Origin of the sequence: Lelliottia sp. CFBP8978 (genome assembly GCF_034046055.2) — a bacterium.
Classification (GTDB): domain Bacteria; phylum Pseudomonadota; class Gammaproteobacteria; order Enterobacterales; family Enterobacteriaceae; genus Enterobacter.
Genome location: NZ_CM188253.1, coordinates 4,135,151 through 4,151,960 on the forward strand (window position 1 = coordinate 4,135,151; position 16,810 = coordinate 4,151,960).

Here is a 16,810-nt window from a genome sequence, read left to right on the forward strand (position 1 = left end):
ACTAAAATGGCAACCTTACGGTTGCCATTTGCGTTTATTTTGCGTCAGTCGCAGAACCATCTGCATGCCAGGTAAACACACCAAACTCGAAGCCCTTCAGATCGCCCTTCTCATCCCAGGACAGCGGTCCCATCACGGTATCGACGGAATTCGCTTTCAGCCAGGTCGCGATTTCAGCCGGATCGGCTGACTGGTTCAGACCCGCCTGCAGCGATTGCAGCGCCGCGTAGGTGGTCCACACGAACGCACCGCTCGGATCCTGTTTCTTCGCTTTAATTGCGTCTACGATCGGTTTGTTTGCCGGAACCTGGTCATAGTTCTTCGGCTTGGTCACCAGCATCCCTTCAGCCGAGTCACCTGCGATGTTAGACAGGGAAACGTTCGCCACACCTTCTGGCCCCATAAACTGCGTTTTCAGGCCGGCTGCGCGCGCCTGACGCAGGATCTGACCCATTTCCGGGTGGTAACCGCCGTAGTACACGAAGTCGATATTCTCTTTCTTCAAACGCGCCACCAGCGTGGAGAAGTCTTTTTCACCTGCGGTAATGCCGTCGAAGAAGACCACTTTCGCATTCGCTTTCTTCAGGCTGTCCTGTACGGAGCGCGCCAGGCCTTCACCGTATTGCTGTTTGTCGTGAACAATCGCGATGCGCTGCGGTTTGACGGTTTCGAGGATATATTTCGCAGCGGTTGGGCCCTGGTCAGAGTCCAGACCGGTGGTACGCAGAATCAGTTTATAACCACGCGCGGTCAGCTCTGGTGCGGTCGCCGCCGGGGTGATCATCAGAATGCCTTCGTCTTCATAGATATCAGACGCTGGCTGAGTGGAGGAGGAGCACAGGTGGCCAATCACATATTTGATCCCGTCGTTGACCACTTTGTTCGCCACGGCAACCGCTTGTTTCGGGTCGCAGGCATCATCATATTTTACGATCTGCAGTTTTTCGCCTTTGATGCCGCCTTTGGCATTAATATCTGCAACCGCTTGTTCTGCGCCCGTAAATTCCTGGTCGCCGTACTGCGCTACCGGACCGGACATTGCACCCACCACAGCAACTTTAATATCAGCCTGAGCCATGGTGCTGAATGCCAACGCGATACATCCTGCCAGTAACGCTTTACCCTTCATATTCATCCTGAGATTCCCCATTATTATGGTTATTACGATTGTTGTGATGTTGTTGTGTAGCGCTTTATTTCAGTTATAGGTCTGCTGCCCGCGCATTTTCAGCACACTCTGCTAAAACATACCCCATTTTTATGGTTTTGGAATAGCTAATTTGAAATGTATATATGCTACGCCCGGCGCGCTTTTGCCGCCGGGCGAATGGCTTTAACGAGTCAGCGCGGCAGAGATAATATCCAGCGCTTTGCGGAACTGAGCTTCCGGGATAGTGAGGGGATAGAGGAAACGAATCACATTGCCATGAACGCCACAACTGAGGAGCAAAAGTCCTTCGGCCAGCGCGCGCTCCTGCACCTGACGGGTAAATTCCGGTGAAGGTTGTCCGGTCTGCGGATCGTTAAACTCCACCGCTACCATCGACCCTTGCGAACGAATATCGGCTATAAACGGGCAGCCGGACCTGACTTTATTAAGCACTTCCACCAGATGATGACCCAGATGTGACGCGCGGGTACACAGATCTTCTTCGTCAATGACATCGAGCACCGCCAGTGCCGCCGCGATCGCCAGCGGGTTACCGGCATAGGTTCCGCCCAGCCCGCCCGGCGCTGGCGCATCCATCACCTCTGCGCGGCCAGACACCGCCGAGAGCGGCATCCCGCCTGCCAGACTTTTGGCCATGGTGATCAGATCCGGTTTAACGCAGTGATGCTCCATCGAAAACAGTTTACCGGTACGCGCAAAACCGGTTTGCACTTCGTCAGCGATCAGCAAAATGCCGTGGGTGTCGCACAGCGCGCGCAGCCCCTGCATAAAATCGGCTGGCGCGACGTTGAAGCCACCTTCGCCCTGAACCGGTTCAACAAGGATTGCCGCCACCTGATCCGGGGCAATATCGGCTTTGAAGATGCGCTCCAGGCTTTTTAGTGCCTCCTGGGAGCTTACGCCGTGAAGCGTATTGGGGTATTGGGCGTGATAGACCGATCCGGGGAACGGGCCGAAGCCAAGTTTGTAGGGAGCGACCTTGCCGGTAAGCGCCATGGTCATGAAGGTACGACCATGAAAAGCACCGCCGAAGGTGATGAGTCCGGGGCGCTTTGTGTAAGCGCGGGCGATTTTGACGGCGTTTTCAACCGCTTCGGCGCCCGTCGAGAAGAAAGCGGTTTTGGCTGGCCCTTCAATCGGCACGCGAGCATTGATGCGCTCTGCAAGGGTGACATAGCTTTCGTACGGCACGATCTGGTACGCCGTGTGGGTAAAGGCCTGGAGCTGCTTTTCAATGGCGGCAATGACTTTTGGGTGGCGGTGGCCGGTGTTGAGCACCGCGATCCCCGCAGCGAAGTCGATAACTTCGCGACCTTCCACGTCCCACAGCGTGGCATTTTCCGCTTTATCGGCGTAGAAACCACACATCACGCCGATCCCGCGTGGCGTCGCCTGCAAACGCCGTTCATTCAGTTCGTTATTTTTCACCCTGTCCCCCTAAGAGATCCGCATGCTTAGCGCATCTGTAAGTGTTTGCCAGGGGGAAAGAATTCGCCAGAGCAGGCGTTAAAAAAACAAAACCCCCGAATTTGCATTCGAGGGTTATCGGGGAAACTTCGCGAGAATTACGCTTCGATAGCGGCGCGAAGTTTTTTCATGGCGTTCTTCTCGAGCTGACGCACACGTTCAGCGGAGACGCCGTAGCGGTCGGCCAGTTCCTGCAGCGTGGATTTGTTGTCTTCATCCAGCCAGCGGGCGCGGATAATCGCCTGGCTACGCTCGTCGAGACCTTCCATCGCGTGGGTCAGTTTGTTGGCAGCCTGATCTTCCCAGTTGTCCTCTTCGATGCCATCAGCAAAGTTAGAGGTTTTGTCCTGCAGATACAGTACCGGTGCCATCGGCTGGCTATCCTGCGCATCGTCGTCAGCAGACATATCAAATGTCATATCCTGAGCAGCCATACGGGATTCCATCTCACGCACGTCTTTACTGGTCACACCCAGCTCGCGCGCCACCATTTCGACTTCTTCCTGGTTGAACCAGCCCAGACGCTGCTTGGCTTTACGCAGGTTGAAGAACAGTTTGCGCTGTGCTTTGGTCGTGGCGACTTTCACAATACGCCAGTTACGCAGGACGTATTCGTGAATTTCTGCTTTGATCCAGTGCACGGCGAAGGAGACCAGACGCACGCCCACTTCTGGGTTAAAGCGACGTACCGCCTTCATCAGACCGATGTTGCCTTCCTGAATCAAGTCCGCCTGCGGCAGGCCGTAGCCCGAGTAATTACGAGCAACGTGAACAACAAAGCGCAGGTGAGACAGGATCAGCGTCTTAGCTGCTTCCAGATCGCCCTGGTAATGCAGCTTTTCAGCCAGCTCCTTTTCTTCCTCGGCCGTCAACATCGGCCAGGTGTTAGCGGCCCGGATGTAAGATTCCAGGTTACCAACAGGTGCTAACGCTAAAGATTGCATTTCTTTGGTCATTCATTCCTCTCAATTTCGTATCTTCTGGCGGTGGTTTGTCCCCATCAGGCAACAAGCATGCCAAAGCTTTTGAGCAGTGAGACTAACATTCACACTTTTATCAGACCGTGATTTTATCCACAAGTTCCATGTAACGCTGTGAATAGATTACGCACAAATTGTGACATGGATTAGCGATCGCGGGGGAGAGTCAACAGGGACTCTTTCCCTGCAAAGTGATGTACTCATTGCAGGGAAAGATTATATCAGAGATTTTTTACTGGGGGGTAAAGTGACGTAAATGTTGTACCGTGGCAAGCCACGCGGCTACCCAGCCAATCATTGAGCACACCAGCAGCAGTAACAGGCACTCATCGAAAGATAAGCCACTGATATCAAACTTGGTTCCGAAAACCTGCGCCACTTCAGTGACGGCTGAAGAGAGCCGCATCACCAAAATTTCTGACAATATCAGTGAAAGAAATGCGCCGGAAAAACCGAGCAGTGCGCCACCGTAAAGGAACGGACGCAGGATAAATCCATCCGTCGCGCCGATCAGTTTCTGCACGTTAATGGTGTCACGACGGGCAAAGATGCTCAGACGCACGCTGTTACCAATCACGAGGAAGACCGCCGCGACCATCAGCACGCCGATCATCGCCGCCACGCGCCCTACCAGCCCCGTCAGGGAAGCCAGACGCGCGAACCAGCTATCATCCATGCGCACTTCATCAATGCCGTTGATACGGGTGATGCGGTCTCGCAGGGTGTTAAGCGAATCGGTCCCCTGGAAATCCAGTTTCGGGATCACCACCGCTACCGCAGGCAGCGGGTTCTCTTCGAGCATATCCAGCGCGCCACCAAACCCGGACCAGTTGCGGAATTCGCCCAGCGCCTCGTCGCGCGACAGATAGTTGACCTTCTCCACGCCCTGTTCAGACTGGAGCTGCCCCACGACCTGCGCCGCCGCGTTATCATCCAGCGCTTTATCCAGATACACCGTAATTTGCGGCGAAGGATAGTATTGCGAAGCCGCCTCATTGACGTTTTTGTAGACCATATAGCAAACGCTCGGCAGCGTCAGGGAGATAGCGATAACCATCACCGTCAGGAACGTTGCCAGCGGTTTACTCTTCAGATCCTGCACTGCGCCGTGGAAGGCGTAACGCACCTGCTCGTTAAAGACGTTGGTCTTACGGGAGTTTGGCTTCGGCGACGCTTTCGCGCGCTTCGGGGCGTTGCGATGCCCATCCCCGCCGCCCTGCGGCTTGCGGAAACGATCAAATCGATTCCCGAACTGTCGAATCTGGTTTATTGCGTCGCGCTTATTCACCATGGCCTCCGTGCAAATGACCGTCGCTCAGCGTCAGCATGCGGTACGAACGGCGGGAGATGAGCCCGATATCGTGCGTCGCCATCAATACTGTCACCCCCACGCGGTTAAATTCCTCAAACAGACGCAGGATCCCTTCAGAGAGCGCATCATCCAGGTTACCGGTCGGTTCATCCGCCAGCAAAACGGCAGGCTTATTCACCACCGCGCGAGCAATGCCCACGCGCTGCTGTTCACCGCCAGAAAGCTGAATCGGGAAATTTTTCGCTTTGTCGAGAAGGCCCACTTTGTCCAGCGCCGCCGAGACGCGACGGCGAATGTCATCAAAGCTGGCACCCGCAATAATCAGTGGGATCGCCACGTTATCGAATACGGTGCGATCCATCAGCAGGTGGTGATCCTGGAAAATCATCCCGATCTGGCGACGCAAAAACGGCACCTCACGGTTTTTCAGACGGCTAATATCATGGCCGCCAAAAAAGATGTTCCCGGCGCTTGGCCGTTCGATCCCACAGATAAGCTTGAGCAGGGTACTTTTCCCCGCGCCGGAGTGGCCGGTCAGGAATGCCATCTCGCCCGGCTGCAGGTGGAATGTCACCCCCTGCAGCGCTTGTCTCCCACCGAGATAGGCCTTGCTGACGTGTTCAAAGCGAATCATTGTTAATCCTCTCGGGCAAATAGTGCCTCAATAAAGTCGCCCGCATTAAACGGACGTAAATCCTCGATACGTTCGCCAACACCGATGTAGCGGATGGGGATGCTGAACTGATCCGCGACGGAGAAGATCACCCCACCCTTGGCGGTGCCGTCCAGTTTGGTCAGCGTAATCCCGGTCAGCCCAACCGCTTCATCAAACAGCTTCGCCTGGCTGATGGCGTTCTGTCCTGTGCTGGCGTCAATAGTCAGCATAATCTCATGCGGCGCGTCTTCGTCCAGTTTCTTCATCACGCGGACGATTTTCTTCAGCTCTTCCATCAGGTGCGATTTGTTCTGCAAACGCCCTGCGGTGTCGGCAATCAGCACATCCACGTTGCGCGCCTTCGCCGCCTGAATGGCATCGAAAATCACGGAAGCGGAATCCGCACCGGTATGCTGCGCAATCACCGGAATATTGTTGCGCTGACCCCAGACCTGCAGCTGCTCAACCGCCGCCGCACGGAAGGTATCTCCCGCCGCCAGCATTACGGATTTACCCTGCTGTTCGAACTGACGCGCCAGCTTGCCAATGGTGGTGGTTTTCCCCACGCCGTTTACGCCCACCATCAGAATAACAAAGGGCGTTTTGCCTTCAATATTAAGCGGTTCGTCAACTTTTGCGAGAATTTCGCCCATCTCTTCTTTCAGCAGGCCGTACAACGCTTCGGCATCGCGAAGCTGTTTGCGGCTTGCGCCTTCAGTCAGATTAGCGATGATTTTACGGGTGGTATCCACACCGACATCCGCAATCAGCAGCTGTTCTTCCAGCTCTTCAAACAGATCATCGTCGATTTTCTTACCGCGGAACAGACTGATAAATCCGGAACCCAGATTTTCTTTGGTTTTAATCAGGCTACGTTTCAGACGCGCGAAGAAACCTTCTTTGGTCGGTTTTTCCTGCTCCTGGGCCACCTCTTCTGCCGGGGTCTGGTCTTCCATTTCTTCGACCGGAACAACCATGACGGCTTCTTCAGCGGCCACCGCCGCCAGCGCCTGGGCTTCCAGCTCTTCGTCAGTCAGCTCCGGTTCGTTTTCGGCTTCTTCTTCAACGGCCTCAACGATTTCGACAGTTTCGGCTTCAGCCTGCCACTCTTCCGGGGCGATCGCTTCTGCTTTGACCTCTTCCGGCAGCGGCAGCTCTTCGTGTTCAATCACCGCCTGAGGCGCCTCAACGGCCACCGGCTCAATAACCTCTTCTGCGATAACGTCTGCAACCGGTTCAGCCACAACGGGTTCTGGCTCAACGGGCTGCGGTTTCTCGCTTTCCTGAACCTGCTCGGTCACATCCACAAGTTCTTGCGCGAAGGAGTCTGTCTCTTCTTTACTGTGCGCAGGTTCTTCCGCTTCTATCGCGGCAGCTGTTTCGACGGGCGTTTCAGGTTGTGATGGTTCTTCAGCCGCCTGCTGCTCTTCGATTTTCTGTTCTGTTTCCTGCTCTTTTTCACCGAAGCCCAGCCAGGAAAAGAAGCCACGTTTTTTTTGTTTTGCCATCTGCGACTACACTCCTCGCGGTACTATATACATGGAAGCTAAAAAAATGATGAAATAGTCTATCACTTTACCTAAGTAACATCACCGCCTGGAATCGCAGGCCAATTGTTAGCAGAGCTTTCCTGAAATGAAGAAAACGAACCGCCCGGCCGGACAAATTCGCATTATCGGCGGCCAGTGGCGAGGCCGCAAACTGCCCGTCCCCGATAGCCCCGGCCTGCGCCCGACAACCGATCGCGTCAGAGAGACGCTGTTTAACTGGCTGGCGCCGTCGATGGTTGACGCTCACTGTCTGGATTGCTTTGCCGGAAGCGGCGCACTGGGACTCGAAGCGCTGTCGCGTTACGCGGCCAGCGCAACGTTGCTGGAGATGGAGCGCGGTGTCGCACAGCAATTACAGCAGAATCTGGCTACCCTGAAGGCGGCGAATGCAAAAGTGGTGAATACCAACACGCTGGCATTCCTCGCGCAGACGGGCACACCGCACGACGTCGTGTTTGTCGATCCCCCGTTTCGCAAAGGGCTACTGGAAGAGACCCTGACGCTGCTGGAAAGCAACGGCTGGCTGGCGGATGACGCGCTCATCTATGTCGAAAGCGAAGTGGAACACGGCTTACCGCCAGTCCCGGTTCACTGGCATCTGCACCGTGAACAGGTCGCAGGACAGGTGGCCTATCGTTTGTATCACCGTGAAGTACAAGGAGAGTCCGATGCCGGTACTGATTAATCTTGGGCGTTTGCTGATGCTGGGCGTCTGGGCGTTCTTAATCCTCAATCTGGTGCACCCGTTCCCGCGCCCAATGAACATTTTCGTCAACGTTGCGCTGATTTTCACCGCCTTTATGCACGCTCTGCAGATGGTGATGCTGAAAAACGGTCTGCCGAAAGACGGACCGCAGATGACCGGCTGGCAGCAGCTGCGCGTCTTTATTTTTGGCGTGTTCGAACTGCTGGTGTGGATGAAGAAGTTTAAGGCGCAGGCGAAGAAATAAGTGGCCTGTTGCCCTCACCCTAACCCTCTCCCGGAGGGAGAGGGGACAGGACAGTGCCCCTCGCCCTTTTGGAGATAGGGGATAACACAGTGCGATCTATGCCCCCTCGCCCCTCTGGGGAGAGTTAGGACTGTGCGGTCTGTGCCCCTTCGCCCCTCTGGGGAGAGTTAGGACTGTGCGGTCTATGCCCCTTCACCCCTCTGGGGAGAGTTAGGACTGTGCGGTCTATGCTCCCTCGCCCCTCTGGGGAGAGGGATAGTACAGTGCGGTCTGTGCACCCTCGCCCCTTTGGAGAGAGGGATAGTACAGTGCGGTCTGTGCACCCTCACCCCTTTGGGGAAAGTGCTAATACGGTGCGGCCTGTGCCCCCTCGCCCCTTTGGATTGAGTGATAATACGGTGCGGTCTATGCTCCCTCGCCCCTTTGGATTGAGTGATAATACAGTGCGGTCTATGCCCCCTCGCCCCTCTGGGGAGAGGGTTGGGGTGAGGGGAAATTACGGCTGCGGTGTAAACCCTTCAAACCGCGACCCTTTATAGCTCAGCGTCCCTTTATCCCCCACCGTCAACTGATGGTACTGTTTCTCGTCCAGACGAAACGTCATCTCCAGCCCGCCGCTTTCGGGTTTAAAGCTTGCCTCATAGCGCATCGACGTGCCTGCGGGCGTCTCCTGCTGCTGGCGGGAGCGGCGATCGTTGAGCGGTTTTTCGCGCTTATGACTCACCACCACGTGTTTTTGCAGTAACGGCGCGGCGTCATTATCAGCCCTTTCGCGACGCTGCTGCACAAAGCGAAACGAGGCTGCAATCACGATGATCGCCACCACGATAATGAAAAAAAGCGGCATCTTGCTCATTGTTGAATCCCATCAGATTTTGCGGAAATCAGGATACCCCGTCCGATCCGGCATTGCCAAACGCCCGCTCGCGTCACTACACTGAATCAGAGAGTATTTATCCAAAAATAACAGATACAGGGAGTTAATATGCTTTGGTCATTTATCGCTGTCTGTTTTTCCGCATGGCTTTACGTCGATGCGTCCTATCGCGGCCCTGTCTGGCAGCGCTGGTTATTTAAGCCCGTGACCCTGCTTCTGCTCCTTCTGCTCGCATGGCAGGCCCCGATGTTCAACGCCGTCAGCTATCTGGTGCTGGCAGGTCTGTGTGCCTCCTTGATTGGCGATGCGTTAACGCTGCTGCCGCGTCAGCGCTTGCTGTACGCTATCGGCGCGTTTTTCCTCTCCCATCTGCTTTACACCATCTACTTCGCCAGCCAGATGACCCTTTCGTTCTTCTGGCCGTTACCGCTGGTGTTGCTGGTGATAGGCGCGCTGCTGGTGGCGGTGATCTGGACGCGTCTGGAAGAGATGCGCTGGCCGGTCTGCACGTTTATTGCCATGACGCTGGTGATGGTCTGGCTGGCCGGTGAACTGTGGTTCTTCCGCCCAACGTCACCGGCGATGTCGGCATTCTTCGGCGCGACGTTATTACTGCTGGGAAATATTGTCTGGCTGGGCAGTCATTATCGCCGCCGATTCCGTGCCGATAACGCCATCGCCGCCGCCTGCTATTTCGCCGGGCATTTCCTGATCGTCCGTTCGCTGTATATTTAATTAACGCTTGACTCTGGAGTCGACTCCAGAGTGTATGCTGCGGTTAATGAGAAAATTATCATTACCGGAGAGTGCCATGTCGACTCCAGATACACCGAAAAAAGTGCCGCAATTCTCGGCACTTAAACTCAGTCCCGTTCCCGCAAAAGACGATTGCTGTGGCGATTGCCAGGCTGACACGCAAGCCTCTCCAGCCTTTGCTGGCAGCGGCGATCGTTACACCTGGATTGTAAACGGCATGGACTGCGCCGCCTGCGCCCGTAAGGTCGAAAATGCGGTGAAGCAAGTGCCGGGAGTCCATCACGTACAGGTGCTATTCGCTACCGAGAAACTGGTGGTCAGCGCGGACCAGGACGTTACCGCCCGCATCGAAGCCGCCGTGACAAAAGCGGGTTATTCCCTGCGCAGCGAAAATGCGCCTGCCGAAAAAACCGCTCCGCTACGGGAAAATCTGCCCCTCATCACCCTGATTATCATGATGGCGTTGAGCTGGACCCTGGAACAGTTTAACCACCCCTTCGGCAATCTGGCGTTTGTCGCCACAACACTGGTCGGCCTGTTCCCCGTTGCGCGCCAGGCGCTGCGCCTGATGAAAAGCGGTAGCTGGTTCGCCATTGAAACGTTAATGAGCGTCGCGGCAATCGGTGCGCTGTTTATTGGTGCGACGGCAGAAGCGGCGATGGTGCTTTTGCTGTTTTTGATCGGCGAACGCCTTGAGGGCTGGGCCGCGAGCCGTGCGCGCAAAGGGGTGAGTGCGTTAATGGCGTTAAAACCGGAAACGGCGACGGTCGTGATCGACGGAGAACGAAAAACGGTCGCCATCACCACGCTGCGCCCGGGGGATGTGATTGAAGTGTCCGCCGGAGGGCGTCTGCCTGCCGATGGCGCGTTGATGACCGCCGCCGCCAGCTTTGATGAAAGCGCCCTCACCGGCGAATCAATTCCAGTCGAACGCGCGACGGGCGAAAAAGTGCCTGCCGGGGCGACCAGCGTTGACCGTCTGGTCCAGCTAAAAGTGCTCTCCGAGCCTGGCGACAGCGCCATTGACCGCATTCTCAAGCTGATTGAAGAAGCCGAAGAGCGCCGCGCGCCTGTTGAGCGCTTTATCGATCGTTTCAGTCGGATCTATACCCCGGTGATTATGCTGATCGCTCTGCTGGTGGCGATTGTCCCGCCGCTGATATTCGGCGCGCCGTGGGAAAGCTGGATCTACAAAGGCCTGACGCTGCTGCTGATTGGCTGCCCGTGCGCTCTGGTGATCTCCACGCCAGCCGCGATCACCTCGGGTCTGGCAGCAGCAGCCCGGCGCGGTGCGCTCATTAAAGGCGGCGCGGCGCTTGAGCAGTTGAGCCAGATCCGGCAGATTGCCTTCGACAAAACCGGGACGCTGACCGTGGGTAAACCGCAGGTCACCGGGATTTACCCGCATGAGATCACCGAAGAGGCGCTGCTCACCCTGGCTGCCGCCGTTGAGCAAGGCTCCACGCATCCGCTGGCGCAGGCGATTGTGCGTGAAGCGCAGCGACGTGGGCTGAATATTCCGCTCGCTACCGCGCAGCGGGCGCTGGTGGGTTCCGGCATTGAGGCCGACGTTGAGGGTCAAAAAGTGCTGATTGGCGCAGCCGATAAATTCCCTGCGGGCGATTTCAGCCAGCGTATTGGCGAGCTGGAGCAAGCCGGGCAGACGGTCGTGACCGTTGCGGTAGACGGGGTGGTAAAAGGCGTGCTGGCGCTGCGCGATACGCTGCGTGACGATGCCAAAGAGGCCGTTGCCTCGCTACATCAGCTGGGGATTCAGGGGATTATTCTCACCGGTGACAACCCACGTGCCGCGGCTGCGATTGCGAATGAGCTTGGTCTTTCTTTCAGGGCGGGTTTGCTGCCTGCAGATAAAGTCCAGGCGGTGACCGGGCTGAACGCGCGCGCGCCGCTGGCGATGGTCGGCGACGGAATTAACGATGCTCCGGCCATGAAGGCTTCAACCATCGGAATTGCGATGGGCAGCGGCACCGACGTCGCGCTGGAAACAGCCGACGCGGCGTTAACCCATAACCGCCTGACCGGGCTGGCGCAGATGATCGGTCTGGCCCGCGCCACCCGCGCCAATATTCGTCAGAACATTACGATAGCCCTGGGACTAAAAGTGATTTTCCTCGTCACCACGCTGCTCGGGATCACCGGACTGTGGCTGGCGGTGCTGGCCGATACCGGGGCGACGGTACTGGTGACGGCGAACGCGTTGAGATTATTGCGTCGTCGGTAAAAAGTGGAGGCGGTCTGATGCCCCGCCCCCCACTCCAGCCCTCTCCCACCAGGAGAGGGCGAAAACACACCGACTACTGCATCCCTAGCACCCGGGGCAGCCACAGCGAAATCGCCGGGATATACGTCACCATGGCCAGCACCACCAGCAGCATGCCGTAAAACGGCAGCATGGCGCGCACCACGGTTTCGATCCGCTGCTTACTCACCGCACTGGCAACGAACAGCACCGATCCAACCGGCGGGGTGATTAACCCGATCCCCAGATTAACCATCATGATCATCCCGAAATGCACCGGATCGATGCCTAGTGAGTTGGTGACGGGCAGCAGCACCGGCGTCAGGATCAGGATCAGCGGCGCCATATCCATCAGCGTGCCGACCAGGAGCAGCATGATGTTGAGATACATCAGGATGACGTACTTGTTATCCGACAGTGAGGTGAAAAATTCGGTGATACGTGTCGGCAGCTGCATGTAGGTCATCACCGCGCCAAACGCCGCCGCAAAGCCAATCAGAATCATCACGATCGTGACCGTTTTCACCGTGCGGCACATCAGTTTGGGAAGTTCTCGCCACTTGTAGTCCCGGTAGATGAACATGGTGACAAAGAAGGCCCAAAGACAGGCCACCGCCGCCGATTCCGTGGCCGTAAATATCCCCGACAAAATCCCGCCGAGAATAATAACTACCGTCATTAATCCCCACAGCGCGTCGAAGAAAATCTTCAGCGCCTGCTTGAACGGAATTTTCTCACCCTTCGGGTAGCCGCGTTTATGGGCAAATCCCAGACACAGGCTCATCAGACACAACCCCAGCAGCAGTCCAGGCAACACACCGGCGATAAACAGCGTGGCGATTGAGACCGTCCCGCCTGCCGCCAGCGAATAAATCACCGAGTTATGGCTGGGTGGAATCAGAATCGCCTGTACCGAGCCGCTGGCGGTGACTGCCGCTGCGTACTCGCGGGGATAGCCTTTCTTCTCCATCTCCGGAATCATCACGCTGCCGATCGAGGCGGTATCCGCCACCGACGAGCCGGAAATCGCGCCAAAGAACGTTGACGCCACGATATTCACCAGCGACAGTCCGCCGCGAATAAATCCGACGAAGATATAGGCGAAATTGACCAATCGCCGCGCAATGCCCCCTTCGGCCATGATCGCGCCCGCGAGGATAAAGAACGGGATCGCCAGCAGGGTGAATTTGTTTACCCCGCTGGTTATCTGGATCATCAGCGCCTCAAGCGGCAAATCAATCCATAGCGCCCCCGCGACCGCGCTTAACCCGACGGCAAAGGCGACCGGCATCCCCAGCGCCAGCAAAATGGCGAGGGTGAAGAGCAACACAAAAGCATCCATTGTTCACCCCTTAACTGTGGTTGCCGATCAGGACGACCGGACGATGTTCCTGCGAGCCAAACAGCAACCGCTCGAGGACAAAAAGAATCAGAATCGCTGAACCCACCGGAAGCGGCAGATAGCTTTCGCCAGAGGTCAGAATGGGAAATTCTGCGACCGGTTGCTCCCATAAATCAATGCACAGCCAGAAGCTGTACCAGAACATGAGGGCCGAAATCAGCAGCATCAGCAGATCCACCATCCGCGCACACAGGTTTTTTAGCGTCTCGGGCAGTCGGTCGGTCAGCATATTCACCGCAATGTGTGACCCGGCGCGGTATCCCACCGCCGCGCCGATAAAGGTAAATGTCACCATGCAAATTATCGCAATCGGCTCCGGCCATGACTCACCGCGATTGAGCACGTAACGCGAGAAAATGCCAATCGGGATCACGATGGTCATCACCAGCAGCGAGACGCCCGCGATGGCCATAGCGAGCAGGTACAGCCGGTCCATCCACTTCAGGTAGCGTTCGGACATATGTCCTCCACAGCGCGTTAAGTTTACTGGACGTCGGCGATGGCTTTCATCAGATCCTGATGTTTATCGCCATACTGGGCGCGCACCGGCTCTGTCGCTTTGACAAAGACCGCTTTGTCGATGTCGTGGAACTGCACCCCACCCGCTTTCATTTTTTCCAGCGCCTGCTGGTTATAAGCATTCCAGAGTTTGCGCTGTTCAAATTGCGCCTCACGGGCCAGGGTCAGGATTTTTTGCTGTTCGTCGGCGCTGAGCTTGTCCCATTTCACTTTGGAATAGAGCAGCATTTCAGGGGTGATGAAGTGGCCGCTGAGGGTATAGTTTTTAGCGACCGGCGTGTAGTTGTGGGCGATAAAGGTCGGCGGATTGTTCTCCGCACCGTCAATCACCCCCGTTTGCATCCCGCTGTAAACTTCGCTGACGCCCATCGCCACCGAGTTCGCCCCCATGTCTTTCAGCGTAGCCAGCGCCACCGGGCTCCCCTGGACACGGATTTTCATGCCCTTCAGATCCTCGGGCTTAACCACCGGCTCTTTGGTGATGAGGTTACGCGTACCGGAATCCATCCAGCCGAGGAACACCAGACGGGATTTCGGGTTGGCGGTCAGCTTTTCACCAATTTGCTTACCGATATCGCCGTCGATGACTTTATGCATATGGTCTTCATCGCGGAAAACGTAGGGCAGCGTGAACACTTCAATATCCGGAAGAATAGCGGCAACCGGCGCCATAGAGACGCGAATGATGTCGATAGCCCCCATTTGTGCCTGCTCAATCATCTGCTTTTCATCGCCGAGCACGCCGCCGGGAAATACTTTGATCTCCAGCTTGCCGTCGGTTTGTTGTTTAAGCTTGTCACCCATATGCTGCACGGCGACCACGTTCGGGTAGCCCTCGGGGTGAACGTCGGCAGCTTTAATGGTTTGCGCTGTTGCAGTGGTGGCAAACAGCAGTGACGCGGTGGACAGGCACAAAGCAGCCATTAACGGCTTGAGGGTCGTTTTCATCGGGTCAACTCCAGGGTAGTGAGGTAAGCGTTAAAACGTTGTTTTAGTTTTACGCTTAAAAGCTAGACTACGGCCTGGAATACGGAGGTGAAGCGCCTCACAAAAGCGCTAAATGATGAAACGATGGTTCAAATTCGTAGATTCGATCACGCCAGAAGGTTAATGGCCTTTACGCAATAAATAGCGATACGGCAAGGAAGCGGTCTCTTGCGCCAACAGCTCATGTTCCATAAAGGTACAGAAACCGGGGATATCACGGGTGGTCGCCGGATCGTCAGCGATAATTAACAACGTCTCACCGGTTTGCATCGTTCGCACGGTTTTGCGCACCATCATGACGGGTTCCGGGCAGCGAAGGCCCTGGGCATCTAAAGTGTGGTCTGGGCTGGAAAACAGGTCGGTCATCTTCTTCTCGTTCATAATAAAACGGCTGTAGTTTACGCCGCGTTTTCAGCAAAGCAAACCAGGTTAACGATTGCGCGAAAATTAGCCGTTGCAAAGCAGAGTGAAAGCAGTATCATGCGGCGGCTTTACAGAATATCAGGATGCGTTATCCGCACAGATGTCTTACGTGCAAACCTGGCCGGTTCTATACGGTCAGACAGATAGCGTGTCGCACTAATTGGGTTCCCTCACCCCAAAACACTAAAAAGGTCACAATATGACGCAGTTCTCTCAATCGCAGCGCGTAAAAGCGTTGTTCTGGCTTTCGCTATTTCATCTGCTGGTGATCACCTCCAGCAACTATCTGGTGCAGCTCCCGATCTCCATTTTTGGTTTCCATACCACCTGGGGCGCGTTCAGTTTCCCGTTTATCTTTCTGGCAACCGATCTCACGGTGCGTATCTTTGGCGCTCCGCTGGCCCGACGCATTATTTTTGCCGTGATGCTGCCCGCGCTGTTCATTTCCTACGTGATCTCATCGCTGTTCTATATGGGAAGCTGGCAGGGTTTTGCGGCGCTGACGCACTTCAACCTGTTTGTCGCCCGTATCGCAGCCGCCAGCTTTATGGCCTATGCGCTGGGACAGATCCTCGACGTTCACGTCTTTAACCGGCTGCGCCAGAACCATCGCTGGTGGATGGCGCCAACCGCATCCACGCTGTTCGGCAACGTCAGCGATACGCTGGCCTTCTTCTTTATCGCGTTCTGGCGTAGCCCGGATGCGTTTATGGCCGAACACTGGATGGAAATCGCGCTGGTCGATTACTGTTTCAAGGTGCTTATTAGCATCGTATTCTTCCTGCCGATGTACGGCGTGCTGCTCAATATGCTGCTGAAAAGGCTGGCAGATAAATCTGAAATCTCCGCATTGCAGGCAGGTTAAGGGTTCGCTTTATCAGTTGTGATAAGATGAGTGAATGAGCCGTTATGGCCGTTTATCGAAAGGAAGAAGTCAATGCGCAATCTGGTTAAATATGTCGGGATTGGCCTGCTGGTAGTGGGTCTTGCGGCCTGTGATAACAGTGACACGAAAGCTCCTGCTCAGGGCGCTTCCGCTGAAAGTAATGCCACCGGACAACCGGTGAATCTGATGGATGGCAAACTCAGTTTCTCTCTGCCAGCGGAGATGACCGATCAGAGCGGCAAGCTGGGCACTCAGGCAAACAACATGCATGTCTATTCCGATGCGACCGGGCAGAAAGCGGTGATTGTCATTGTGGGCGATGACACCAGCGAAGACCTGGCTGTCCTGACCAAACGTCTGGAAGATCAGCAGCGCAGCCGCGATCCGCAGCTTCAGGTGGTGACCAACAAGTCCATCGAACTGAAAGGCCACACCCTGCAACAGCTGGACAGCATTATCTCTGCCAAAGGTCAGACCGCTTACTCTTCTGTGGTGCTGGGCAAAGTCGACGGCAAACTGCTGACCCTGCAGATCACGCTGCCTGCTGAAGATCAGCAGAAAGCGCAAACCACGGCTGAAAATATTATTAATACCATCGTGATTCAGTAATTTTCC

The 16,810-nt window shown here is 55.8% G+C and carries 17 protein-coding genes; 6 read left to right on the forward strand and 11 right to left on the reverse strand.

The annotated features are described in order from the left end of the window. Positions 1-34: 34 nt before the first annotated feature. From livJ to ftsY, 6 genes are all read right to left on the reverse strand, one after another. Positions 35-1,135 carry a branched chain amino acid ABC transporter substrate-binding protein LivJ gene (livJ, locus tag SOM82_RS19480; protein ID WP_154128096.1) on the reverse strand — a complete coding sequence of 367 codons (1,101 nt, stop codon included), beginning with the start codon at positions 1,133-1,135 and terminating at the stop codon, positions 35-37. A gap of 198 nt (positions 1,136-1,333) precedes the next feature. Continuing rightward, complete coding sequence (locus SOM82_RS19485) at positions 1,334-2,599, reverse strand: 4-aminobutyrate--2-oxoglutarate transaminase (protein WP_320460998.1); 1,266 nt, start codon at positions 2,597-2,599, stop codon at positions 1,334-1,336. A 137-nt stretch (positions 2,600-2,736) separates the two neighbouring features. After that, on the reverse strand, positions 2,737-3,594 hold the full coding sequence (gene rpoH, locus SOM82_RS19490) for an RNA polymerase sigma factor RpoH (protein ID WP_154128099.1): 858 nt from the start codon (positions 3,592-3,594) through the stop codon (positions 2,737-2,739). A gap of 256 nt (positions 3,595-3,850) precedes the next feature. Next, positions 3,851-4,906, reverse strand: a complete 1,056-nt coding sequence (gene ftsX / locus SOM82_RS19495) for a permease-like cell division protein FtsX (RefSeq protein ID WP_320461034.1) — start codon at positions 4,904-4,906, stop codon at positions 3,851-3,853. Beyond that, positions 4,899-5,564 (reverse strand): cell division ATP-binding protein FtsE, encoded by a 666-nt coding sequence (ftsE, locus tag SOM82_RS19500; RefSeq protein WP_154128102.1) that lies wholly within the window; start codon positions 5,562-5,564, stop codon positions 4,899-4,901. The genes ftsX and ftsE overlap by 8 nt, the downstream gene beginning before the upstream one ends. A gap of 2 nt (positions 5,565-5,566) precedes the next feature. Continuing rightward, the gene (gene ftsY / locus SOM82_RS19505) at positions 5,567-7,093 is read right to left on the reverse strand and encodes a signal recognition particle-docking protein FtsY (protein WP_320460999.1); all 1,527 of its coding nucleotides are present in this window, start codon (positions 7,091-7,093) and stop codon (positions 5,567-5,569) included. Between the two features lie 127 nt (positions 7,094-7,220). Between ftsY and rsmD the strand changes: the two genes are divergently transcribed. Together rsmD and SOM82_RS19515 are read left to right on the forward strand one after the other, a co-directional pair. Further along, on the forward strand, positions 7,221-7,820 hold the full coding sequence (gene rsmD / locus SOM82_RS19510) for a 16S rRNA (guanine(966)-N(2))-methyltransferase (protein WP_320461000.1): 600 nt from the start codon (positions 7,221-7,223) through the stop codon (positions 7,818-7,820). Continuing rightward, the gene (locus SOM82_RS19515; protein WP_154128111.1) at positions 7,804-8,085 is read left to right on the forward strand and encodes a DUF1145 family protein; all 282 of its coding nucleotides are present in this window, start codon (positions 7,804-7,806) and stop codon (positions 8,083-8,085) included. The genes rsmD and SOM82_RS19515 overlap by 17 nt, the downstream gene beginning before the upstream one ends. Positions 8,086-8,581: 496 nt before the next feature. Here SOM82_RS19515 and SOM82_RS19520 read toward each other — a convergent pair whose 3' ends face one another. Further along, complete coding sequence (locus tag SOM82_RS19520) at positions 8,582-8,941, reverse strand: DUF2500 domain-containing protein (RefSeq protein ID WP_320461001.1); 360 nt, start codon at positions 8,939-8,941, stop codon at positions 8,582-8,584. Between the two features lie 129 nt (positions 8,942-9,070). Between SOM82_RS19520 and SOM82_RS19525 the strand changes: the two genes are divergently transcribed. Together SOM82_RS19525 and zntA are read left to right on the forward strand one after the other, a co-directional pair. After that, the gene (locus SOM82_RS19525) at positions 9,071-9,697 is read left to right on the forward strand and encodes a lysoplasmalogenase (RefSeq protein WP_154128119.1); all 627 of its coding nucleotides are present in this window, start codon (positions 9,071-9,073) and stop codon (positions 9,695-9,697) included. A gap of 76 nt (positions 9,698-9,773) precedes the next feature. After that, positions 9,774-11,960: a Zn(II)/Cd(II)/Pb(II) translocating P-type ATPase ZntA gene (gene zntA, locus SOM82_RS19530; RefSeq protein ID WP_320461002.1), complete on the forward strand. Its 2,187-nt coding sequence runs from the start codon at positions 9,774-9,776 to the stop codon at positions 11,958-11,960. A gap of 73 nt (positions 11,961-12,033) precedes the next feature. Here the strand turns inward: zntA and SOM82_RS19535 are convergent, their stop codons facing one another. The 4 genes from SOM82_RS19535 to tusA all read right to left on the reverse strand — a co-directional run bounded on the left by SOM82_RS19535 (position 12,034) and on the right by tusA (position 15,252). Continuing rightward, positions 12,034-13,320, reverse strand: coding sequence for a TRAP transporter large permease (locus SOM82_RS19535; RefSeq protein WP_320461003.1), 1,287 nt, complete (start codon positions 13,318-13,320; stop codon positions 12,034-12,036). Between the two features lie 10 nt (positions 13,321-13,330). Further along, entirely contained in the window at positions 13,331-13,840 is a 510-nt protein-coding gene (locus SOM82_RS19540) for a TRAP transporter small permease (RefSeq protein ID WP_320461004.1), read from the reverse strand. Positions 13,841-13,863: 23 nt separating this feature from the next. Beyond that, entirely contained in the window at positions 13,864-14,847 is a 984-nt protein-coding gene (locus SOM82_RS19545) for a TRAP transporter substrate-binding protein (RefSeq protein WP_320461005.1), read from the reverse strand. Between the two features lie 159 nt (positions 14,848-15,006). Beyond that, a complete protein-coding gene (gene tusA / locus SOM82_RS19550; RefSeq protein ID WP_154128130.1) occupies positions 15,007-15,252 on the reverse strand; it encodes a sulfurtransferase TusA in 246 nt (81 codons plus the stop codon). 256 nt (positions 15,253-15,508) lie between these two features. Here tusA and SOM82_RS19555 point away from each other — a divergent pair, with 256 nt between their 5' ends. Next, positions 15,509-16,174 carry a 7-cyano-7-deazaguanine/7-aminomethyl-7-deazaguanine transporter gene (locus tag SOM82_RS19555; protein ID WP_320461006.1) on the forward strand — a complete coding sequence of 222 codons (666 nt, stop codon included), beginning with the start codon at positions 15,509-15,511 and terminating at the stop codon, positions 16,172-16,174. A 72-nt stretch (positions 16,175-16,246) separates the two neighbouring features. After that, the gene (locus SOM82_RS19560) at positions 16,247-16,804 is read left to right on the forward strand and encodes a DcrB family lipoprotein (protein WP_154128134.1); all 558 of its coding nucleotides are present in this window, start codon (positions 16,247-16,249) and stop codon (positions 16,802-16,804) included. Positions 16,805-16,810 lie beyond the last annotated feature (6 nt).